This window comes from Legionella sp. km535, from assembly GCF_003990085.1.
In the GTDB taxonomy this organism is placed as follows: domain Bacteria; phylum Pseudomonadota; class Gammaproteobacteria; order Legionellales; family Legionellaceae; genus Legionella; species Legionella moravica.
Genome location: NZ_RZGU01000004.1, coordinates 197427 through 207328 on the forward strand (window position 1 = coordinate 197427; position 9902 = coordinate 207328).

Sequence of the window (9902 nt, forward strand, 5' to 3'; positions counted from 1 at the left end):
CTATGGATAAAGACGACAAATCACTGACTCTGCCCTATAGCTTTGCTAAAAACAATGGAGTAGTGGTCAGCGAATTTAAAAATGGAACTGCAATTGTATACCATTTACCGAACACTTCGTTACAGGCACTGGTTGAAGTTAAGCGCATACTTCAGTGTGATCTGGATTTAAAACGAATAGATGAGTCTGCTTTTCAGCAACACCTGGCGCATATCTATCAATCCAAATCATCCATTCTGGATGCAGCAGAAGGAATGGAAGATGATATGGATCTCTCCATGCTGGCCAGCCAGCTTCCAGTGAGCGAGGATTTATTGGAAAACCAGGATGATGCCCCAATTATTCGCTTGCTAAACGCATTATTTACTCAAGCTATTAAACAAAAAGCTTCCGATATCCATATCGAAACGTATGAAGATAGAGTCCTGGTGCGCAATCGAATTGATGGAGTGCTTCAGGAAGTTCTTGAAATTCAAAGAGCTATAGCTCCTTTGGTCATTTCAAGGGTCAAAGTGATGGCAAAACTGGATATTGCTGAAAAACGAATTCCCCAGGACGGCCGTATTTCCTTACGAATTGGCGGTCACAACATTGACGTCAGGGTTTCCACCCTTCCCTCAAATCATGGCGAACGAGTGGTTTTGAGGATATTGGATAAACAAGCTGCACAACTGGATTTAAACCTGTTAGGAATGCCCAAATCGACACTTAACGCGATGCGTAAGATGATTTCTGAACCCCACGGCATCATTTTAGTTACTGGCCCTACAGGGTCGGGTAAAACGACCTCTTTATATGCCATGCTCACAGAACTAAATCAGGTGACGCGAAACATTCTTACAATCGAAGATCCAATAGAATATGATTTGGCAGGCATAGGACAGACTCAGGTTAATACCAAGGTTCAAATGACTTTTGCCAAAGGCTTAAGAGCGATATTACGACAAGATCCCGATGTAGTTATGATTGGAGAGATTCGGGATCTGGAAACAGCAGAAATCGCTGTTCAGGCAAGTCTGACCGGACATCTTGTTTTATCTACTCTACATACCAACAGTGCTCTGGGAGCGCTAACCCGTCTGCGTGATATGGGAGTCGAATCATTTTTAATGTCCTCCAGTATCGTCGGTTTAATTGCACAACGACTTGTAAGAAAACTCTGTCCTCATTGTAAAACACCTCATCAATTGCGTGTCGATGAGAAAGAACTGATGGGACTTGCTCCAGATGCTGATGTTTCCCAAGTTTTTGAACCTAAAGGTTGTGATTTATGTAATAACCTGGGCTATAGAGGCCGAACGGGAATTTACGAACTGATAACCATTGATGAAACACTGAGAGGCATGATACATCGCCATGAAAACATGCAAACACTGGAAAATTATCTAAGACCCACAACTCCAAGCATTCGAGATGATGGTTTTAAACGCGTACTTTGTGGTGATACGTCACTGGCAGAAATCCTCCGAGTCACAAGCCAAAATTAAAAACAGTTGATAAATAAGGAATTATTTTCACTAAATAATGTTCTCATCGTACTATTTAGTTTTATACTATTAAAGATGTGAAGCATTTTATACGTTAATAGTTGCATAACTGGGCAGCTCGACAAATGAAGCAGCCCTCCCTATAACCATAATAGATTATCTGCGGGAACAAAATGAGCCTGCTCAATAAACTTTCATAAAACTCATGATTGACAACAATGAGAGCAAGGAGCACAATATTACCTCAGAAATTAAGCGAGTACATCATGGCTAATTCCTATTTACAAATCTGGTTACAAAGACAAATCGCTGCAAACACTTTTCCCGCAGATCGTGAGGACTGGTACATTAGTAAAGGGTACGGAACTACTGAATCAACACTGGATGAACGGTTCGCTCTCTTTGAACAATCAATTCGTCAAGAAGAAACGCCATACTATGAATTATTTCGTGATATAGCCCTTCAACGCATTGAAGTTGACGTCACTCTGGCAAATCAAACCCCTTGCCGAACTGAAGTGATTGCCTTCCATAACAACAATAACCAAGATTTATTGTCACCTGGCTATGGTGCAGGAAAGCATATTGTCTATTTTACGGGTATTGCTTCTCTATACCAAAATTGTTTTGGAGACATCACAGAAGCGGTGCGCATAACAGAGGCCAGTTATTATGCATTTGAATACCCTGGGATGAGACATCTGGGAGGAGAAGTTCTCGAGGTGAATGATTTGGTTAATACGGGAATCGCCGTAACAAATGACTTGCTTCGAAAAGGTATATCCATTGATGACATAATTTTTCAAGGTGACTCCTTTGGAGCCGCAATTGCCAGGAAAGTAAGCGATCAATTTAAGCTACAGGCTGGGGTTGAAATACGATGTATTTTGAATAACACCTTTTCAACTTTTCAGGAAGCAGTGCAAAATGCATTAAACCAATCTATCTGGCAGACACCATTGAAACCTGCGGTGAGGCCTGTGCTTCAATATCTTGGCTGGGATATTCGTCCTGGAGACCTCTACGGTCAAGATACTCCTTACCGGATACATGTGAATCACGTTGGAGATCTGACTCTTGGACGTGCAACTCTGGCTGAATTAATTGAATCTAATTCTCAACTGCAGGATTTCGTTGATCCCTGCCCTGAAGATTATCGCGAGATAAGAGACTCATACAATCATTTGCATTGGGCTAAATTAAGCGCGTATGGTGAACAATATCTGGAAACGAAATACGGTAGAAACAGTGAGGGATTGATCGATACGCATTTGGCAGATTTGACTCTTCTGGTTTATGAAGACGGACAAGGAGTCTATAATAAATTGATTTGTAAATATCTGAGTGACAGCAATCAATACGTTATGGCTCATCCTCAATCCCTAACGCTCGAACAGTTACCTCAGCCTCTTCAGTCAGATACAGTTTCACTCTGTGAATTGATGCTACCATCGTTCCTCAATCCTTTTGGATTTTTTAGTAGCGAAAGCACCGTTCACAATGAAACGGAGCATTCTTATTCACCAATACCCAGTATTGAGCCATGATGAGCCACGCATTAATGGTCCATATGAACACCAGTTCGATGGGCCATTAACCTACTGGGTTAAATCAATATTCTTTGATTCTAAGCGCTATTCCCTATTCTCTGTAAACTAGCCAAATTCAATAGTTTTACCATGCGTGATTTCATAAAGTACCGAATTTACCTTAAATTGCCCCTTTTCATTAAAGCAGTTAGCTAGCGTCATATACAATAAATCATCCATACTAAATACCTTCGCACTGACTCCGCCATAAGTAGGAATATTCTGAATGATGCTGAAATGCCCTTCATTCCATTGATATAAAGGTGATTGCAATTCAGTGATCTCCCTGGAGCCTTGAGTCATTTTATAATTTACCCTCATGAGATAATGGTGATCATTTAAGAAAAAATAGGCAAAGTTTCGACCACCTGGACCAGGTAAATCCTGGAATCGAATAAACTGATTTCCATTCCATTGATAGATATATGAGTCGGTTACACTATTTGCATAAGCAAGATAATGTTGGTCGTTTAGCCTGAAAAACTCAAACGATTGAGCACCCTTTCCTTTAAATTGCTGGTGAATTTTAAATTGTGTCCCATCCCAACGGTACAATGTGCCACCATCCAGATGGTCAGCAAATGCAAGATAAGGGACGGAATCAAGGATGTACATATTAAATGATTCCCCCAATGACGAAGGTATTGTTTGAAACGGAATAAACCGGTTGCCATCCCACTCATAAATTATTGAATGTGCAGTGTTCGCAGGGACCTTATCATCCGGAGAAACCTTACCGTTAGCAAATGCGAGGAAATGACGTGTACCTATATTGAAATAATAAGATTGTCTGGCGCCATGAGTTAAAAATTGCTGGATGGGATAAAAATAACGCCCATCCCAACGATACAGCATTGAATATGTTATAGGGTTAAATGGCGCCTTAGGTCCAGAATAAAGACTGGCAACCGCTATGTAGGAGTTTTCACCCATAGTAAAAAAAGTGGCACCGGTATTCCCATGCCCCGGGATTCGTTGGTACTCCTTAAATTGTTCACCTTGTTTCTTATAAATGATGACATCAACATCTGCGTCTCCCTGAAAACGTGTTATCGAAGTTTGAGGAAGATCTTTCGCTAGCTGCGCAGCTGCAATGTAATACTCACCATTCAATTTGAAAGGTGTCAGTTCTCTGGCACCAGTAGTATTAAAATACTGTACAGGATTTAATAAATGTTCAGATAATGCGGGAATCGAGAAGCTGATCATGAAAAAATACACTATTTGCCTTACTAAATTCATATATCTTCCCTAATCCAGTTCTTAATATATCTTTACAATATCACAATATAAAATCTATTGACCCAGCCAGCTTATTTTCGCAATACTTTAAAGATGAATACATTATAAATGGACTTAAATGAAACTTATTAACGTAAACCTCATTGTATTATTCTGGTGTTTAACCTGTGTTAGCCCATTTAATTTCGCAGCAGAAACAAATACTTATACTACCCCGATTCAATTTATGAATCTATATTTTGATTTTACAGGATCTGATGAAGCCGACTTCCCTAAAAATAAAACAACAATTGGCGATTATTTAATGCAATCAGAACAAGCCAAGAATCAAGATACTCCTTATAATGGCCCCTTGGTGATGTTTTTGGATTCATCTCTCTATATTTACGATCAAAACAGAAAATTGCTTTACAGCCAATTATTACGTACCAACAGAACCTCCGGATTTTATGAGTTGACCGCCGTATCTCATATTGGGCCGGCTCTCGCCTACCTTGCCAAAATAAAGGAAAACGGTGATCAATCATGGAAACCGGCTATGGCGAGTCTATTAGAGGATATCAGACAGGTCAGAGTCTTAAATTCAGAAGCAAATGATAACTGGCTGGATAAGGCCAATATCAAATCCTGGCAACCACATAAACAACAAATACAGGCCATGATTGATTACGCTTTGTCTATGGCAGGTAATTATATTGTTTCGGTTCAAAATGGAGCGCCATTTGATTTGTATTCATTACAAAAGAATTTTTTAGATGGCAATAAGGACTATCCCATTCCTTATAACTCAGTAATGATTGGCACTTTTATGTTAACTGCCCTACAAAGTATGGCTGAAGTTCATGATGGACTGGTTAATTTACATCTGGACTGGCCACATGCCATGGTTATTGTTCGCAATGTGGCAGGCTCCAATGTTTCTGCAGGTCTAACCTCTGGAACAAACTGGATAATCCCTTTTATCAATGCATTATCCAATAATCAAATACCCTCAGACAGAATACTGATTGCTCCTTACGCGCAAATCAAGGATGACATTGGAAAAGATCCCCTGCCTGTAGCTTCCTATCACTATTACACTGAGGCAGTTTGGGGAAGTATTTATAATCGAAGTAAAATAGCTCAATCAGTTTTTACACAATTACAGACCATCTATATGCCCGGAAGGCCAACAATACCCGGAGATTATCAGTACAGCCAGGCTTCAGACATAACTGATTTTATGATACGCCTGAAATTCTCACTTCTTGATCCACGTGAATTACTCTCTAACACTGTAGGCTTCTGGATGGCAGGTGAAATGCGCCATAAAAACTGGGATTACTCCAAAATAGAGATCCCAGGTTTAACTACGGGATTTCCTGCTGGAATAAAAGAATACCCTGAGCAAAACCCGGATATTTCCAATCCGGCAAGGGCTGCGCTATTAAATCAGGACATCAACTGGCATTTGTAATCAACTATTCATTGAGCGAACCGCAATGCCACATTAAATACTCAAACAAGTCCTTAAAGAGGCTGGTGCGGCTTCATGATAGACACGCACATTAACAGGTTCATGTATTTGTTCTTTAAGTGCTCTGATCAATTCCAGGGTAAAAACATAACTTTGCTTTATGGTTAATTGATTTTCAATAATCAGAGTATAGAGTTGAACACCAGGTAACTCTTTCATAATAACATAGGTCTTCTCTTGATCGACAACCAGGGGTTTGCTATGAAAGACATTGCTCTGGCTCAAGACATGTGCTTCTAAAATAATCTGATCCAGCATTGATTTTTCTTTGTAGATACTCTCCTGTACTTTCACCAGTCGTACTCTATCAGGTTTACGCTCTTTTACTTGCAGTTCCCCGCCATCATCAATGGATAAAGTGAATCGACAACGATAAAAGATTCCGAAGCTGCCAGAGCCAAAGACCTCATTATCCATCACTTCGTAGCGAACTCTGGGACCAGGGATGCCCTTGCGTTCTCGCCCGGAACTAAAATGTTTAATGATGCTAAAATTGAAACTTAAACGCTCATACTCACCTGCACTCCAATAATGGACGGTAGGACTGTTTAGTAAAAGTTGGATTATTGCTTATCAAGTGTCCTTAAATCATCAATGCCTATCATTAAAAGTGCTCCATCCATAGGGTCTGTTGACAATTCAAGTTTCGACGTCCCGCGACTTGTTCGCGGGATCCAATTCAATCTTTATAGGCGTAATATATTCTTGTTTTACGCACGATCTATCGATTCCGCGAACAAGTCGCGGAAAGTAGGATTGAGCATAATGAAATGTCAACAGCCCCTAACTAATAGGTCACGGCTGCAAATCATACTTTTTTATTTATTGAAGCACAAATCGATTTTATTTGAATTACATTCGATTGGAATAATGAATCCGGCATCTGTATAGTCCTCGTATAGATGACAAGGATAGGAGCAGAACTGATCGCCTTTAGGGATATAAGTGGAATAAACCAATCTCATAAACTAAAATATAAGAATTAAAAGCAAATTTAGAATGCCAGTAAATGGAGACTGCTATGAGTGGGAATCATCAAGATATTTCATTGGGTTTTTCTCATAGACGCTTTGTCGGAGGGGCACATCTCTGTATGCTTTATCGTGACGACACCGAGCGACGTGGCGTCATATCCAAATACATCGAATCCGGTTTACTCAATGATGAAAAAATTGGTTATTTTGTCGATACGATGAAACCTGAGGAAGTAAAGGCCTGGTTAGCAGAACTCGGAGTTGAAGTTCCTGATGGAAATCAAGTAACCCTTTCACCCGCACAATCAACTTACTGCCCACATAACAAATTTGTACCCGAAGAGATGCTGGATATTCTTCGACACTATTATGAACAATCAATTGCCGAGGGATATACAGGCGCCCGCCTGTCTGGAGAAATGACTTGGTCTCTTAGAAATATACCAGGGTCCGAAAGATTGGTTGAATACGAAGCATTGATTAATACAATTCTAAAAACCCATCCTATTACTGCATTATGTCAATATGACGCAACCAAATTTGATGGAGGAGTACTATTTGATATTTTACAAGTACACCCATTAATGGTTGTTCACGGACAAATTGTAGAAAATCCTGCTTATATTAGGCCAGAGGAGTTTTTAAAAGAATATTATAAAAGAACGTAATCATGCATTCCTCGTCTAATGTTCAAGATAAATCCCTCTTATTGCGCTTATACGCTGCACATAGCGCGTTATTTGCTTTTAATACAATAAAAGGAATAATGAGCTTTCTTAAACGAGCTATTAATGATATACCCGGTGTCGAGCATAATGAAGTTTTTTTAATTGATCCCACAAAAACCGATAAGGTTGTTTTAAACTCACCATTTATTGGTCAGATAAATCTAAAAACTGGAACCTTCTCCCGAGATAATTTTTTTCAATTATGTAGTTCGTTGGAGAAAAAAAATATTGAAGTGTATCCTGTTAAAACAGCTGATGTTTTTTTTGGCCTTATTGCCATTAAAGCAAAAAATATAAAACAATTCCAAATGTATGACCCAATAGTAAATAGTTTTGCAGTATCTGCTTCAATTATTTTAGACAATAATTATCAAAAAAATCTTCTTGAAGTCAGCAACAACGAGTTGATGATGCACAGACATCATCTTACAAAATTAGTTGAATCACAGACTGCCTCCTTGAATGAAGCGAATACAAAACTGGCCAGTATTTTGGATAAAACCGTTGAAGCGATAGCATTGATAACAGAAGAACGAGATCCCTACACAGCAGGCCATCAATTCAGAGTAGCAAAATTAGCAGAGGCTATTGCAAAAAAACTAGAGTTACCTGCTGATGATCTGCACAATGTCTATTTGGGTGCATTAATTCATGATATAGGCAAAATTCGGGTACCAACCGAAATCCTCATTTCGCCTGCCAAATTATCCAAAATCGAATTGGAATTTATTAAAATACATCCCCAGGCAGGATATAAAATTGCTCAATCGGTTCCTTTTAATCAAACCATTTCTGATATTATTCTTCATCACCATGAGCGCTTGGATGGTAGCGGGTATCCGGATAAATTGACTGATAAAGAAATCCCCTTAACTACCAAGATAGTGACTGTAGCTGATGTATTCGAAGCAATGAGTTCCCATCGTCCCTACAGGCCCAAGCACAGCGTCCTGGAAACACTAGATGAGTTAAAAAGGGGAGCAGGAATACTTTACGATAAAACAGTGGTCACTTGTTGTATTGAGCTGATTACCAAAGATTGTTACATACTGCCTCTCCCCACCTATCTGGATAGAGATTAATAATGCAAAATTTTATCTAGTCCGTTTGAGATAATCTTCGCAACGATGATAAGGATCCTGAGCAATTAACTCCTCGGCTTTGTGCGCAAATACAGAAAAACGTTGTAAAGCCTTTTGACGATTATCCATGAGCATTTTAGGAAGTGCTTCACCGGAGTGATCCTTTTGCATTACAGATTTTACAAGTTTGGAGCTGACCGTATGAGCTCGTATGATGGGGTTAGGGAATGAGTGATAAACACCTAAACCATCCAGAGGGACGATATTATCCACGATGGGAGCTTTATTCATCCATCCCGTATATCCCTCCTCCTGTTTCTTGATTGCTTTAAGCGTGCTTCCAATTTCCTTGTATCTAACGGCCAACAATCTTGATAAGGTATCCAGTAAGTCTTGAGGTAATTGATGATTAATCCATTGTTTCAGATTCCCGGTGCGAATCAACTCGCGTCTATTTCGGGTTGATTCAAGTAAAGCAGCCCTCTCCTTGGCTATGCCGTCAAGCTGATTTGCGAGTTCATCCAACTTAACAAGCATCATGCCTAAAGGATAGATTGATTGTGCTGAACTACGATCCTGATAATCCCAGTGATCAGGGTTGCTTTCAGGAAGATATGGGTATTTTTGTATGGTTTTTGTGATGTTAATGGCATATATAGCATCATGCAAACTATCCAGAGATTTTTTCAAATCAAGAGTCTGATAAATGATCTCTGTTTTAAATCGCCTTTCAGGACGTCTCTGCGTAGACGACTCAGCGCTTTCACTCGTTGAATGGATTTTTTCACGAGACATTTTATGCTCCATGTTAAAACACTATGTACATTATAGCACACGATAATTTAACCAAGTGCTTACGATTAACATGGTTGGTCAGTTATGAAAAACATGCGATCAAACTCAAAACGGCTCTCCATGAGAAAGGCTTCAAAAACGAACTGAGATAGTGGCTCAACTATGTCTTAGCATCAGGTAGCTGCCGTTAAATAAATCTAAGCCGAATTCCCGCGGCGAAGACCGAGGGATCTAATACTTCAATGCCACCATCATGGATCAACTATGTCTTAGCATCAGGTAGCTACCGTTAAATAAATCAGGCCGAATTCCCGCGGCGAAGACCGCGGGATCTATTACTTCAATGCCACCATCATGGATCCCGCGGACATAGCCGCGGGAATTCGGTTGAGATGGGGACAAATGATGCACTTAGAATATCTGTGGCTTTAATCCTAGGGTTCAGGATAACTGCGCTAGATTATTAGATCCTGAGGTCACAGACGTGGG

At 39.8% G+C, this 9902-nt stretch carries 8 protein-coding genes; 5 read left to right on the plus strand and 3 right to left on the minus strand.

All coding sequences use genetic code 11. The features are described from left to right. The first annotated feature begins 2 nt into the window (after nt 1–2). Nucleotides 3–1487 (plus strand): GspE family T2SS ATPase variant LspE, encoded by a 1485-nt coding sequence (gene lspE / locus ELY21_RS04095; RefSeq protein WP_127107137.1) that lies wholly within the window; start codon nt 3–5, stop codon nt 1485–1487. 266 nt (nt 1488–1753) lie between these two features. Beyond that, the gene (sdbB, locus tag ELY21_RS04100; RefSeq protein WP_127107139.1) at nt 1754–3034 is read left to right on the plus strand and encodes a Dot/Icm T4SS effector alpha/beta hydrolase; all 1281 of its coding nucleotides are present in this window, start codon (nt 1754–1756) and stop codon (nt 3032–3034) included. A 108-nt stretch (nt 3035–3142) separates the two neighbouring features. Here sdbB and ELY21_RS04105 read toward each other — a convergent pair whose 3' ends face one another. Beyond that, on the minus strand, nt 3143–4318 hold the full coding sequence (locus ELY21_RS04105) for a hypothetical protein (protein ID WP_127107141.1): 1176 nt from the start codon (nt 4316–4318) through the stop codon (nt 3143–3145). Between the two features lie 118 nt (nt 4319–4436). On the opposite strand from ELY21_RS04105, the gene ELY21_RS04110 reads away from it, so the two are divergent. Continuing rightward, on the plus strand, nt 4437–5774 hold the full coding sequence (locus ELY21_RS04110) for a DUF5624 domain-containing protein (protein WP_158618507.1): 1338 nt from the start codon (nt 4437–4439) through the stop codon (nt 5772–5774). 33 nt (nt 5775–5807) lie between these two features. Here the strand turns inward: ELY21_RS04110 and ELY21_RS04115 are convergent, their stop codons facing one another. After that, nucleotides 5808–6254, minus strand: a complete 447-nt coding sequence (locus ELY21_RS04115) for a hypothetical protein (RefSeq protein ID WP_127107143.1) — start codon at nt 6252–6254, stop codon at nt 5808–5810. 601 nt (nt 6255–6855) lie between these two features. On the opposite strand from ELY21_RS04115, the gene ELY21_RS04120 reads away from it, so the two are divergent. After that, entirely contained in the window at nt 6856–7476 is a 621-nt protein-coding gene (locus tag ELY21_RS04120; RefSeq protein WP_158618508.1) for an MEDS domain-containing protein, read from the plus strand. 98 nt (nt 7477–7574) lie between these two features. After that, entirely contained in the window at nt 7575–8618 is a 1044-nt protein-coding gene (locus ELY21_RS04125) for an HD-GYP domain-containing protein (protein WP_158618509.1), read from the plus strand. Between the two features lie 12 nt (nt 8619–8630). Here the strand turns inward: ELY21_RS04125 and ELY21_RS04130 are convergent, their stop codons facing one another. Then, on the minus strand, nt 8631–9413 hold the full coding sequence (locus tag ELY21_RS04130; protein ID WP_127107149.1) for a hypothetical protein: 783 nt from the start codon (nt 9411–9413) through the stop codon (nt 8631–8633). Nucleotides 9414–9902 lie beyond the last annotated feature (489 nt).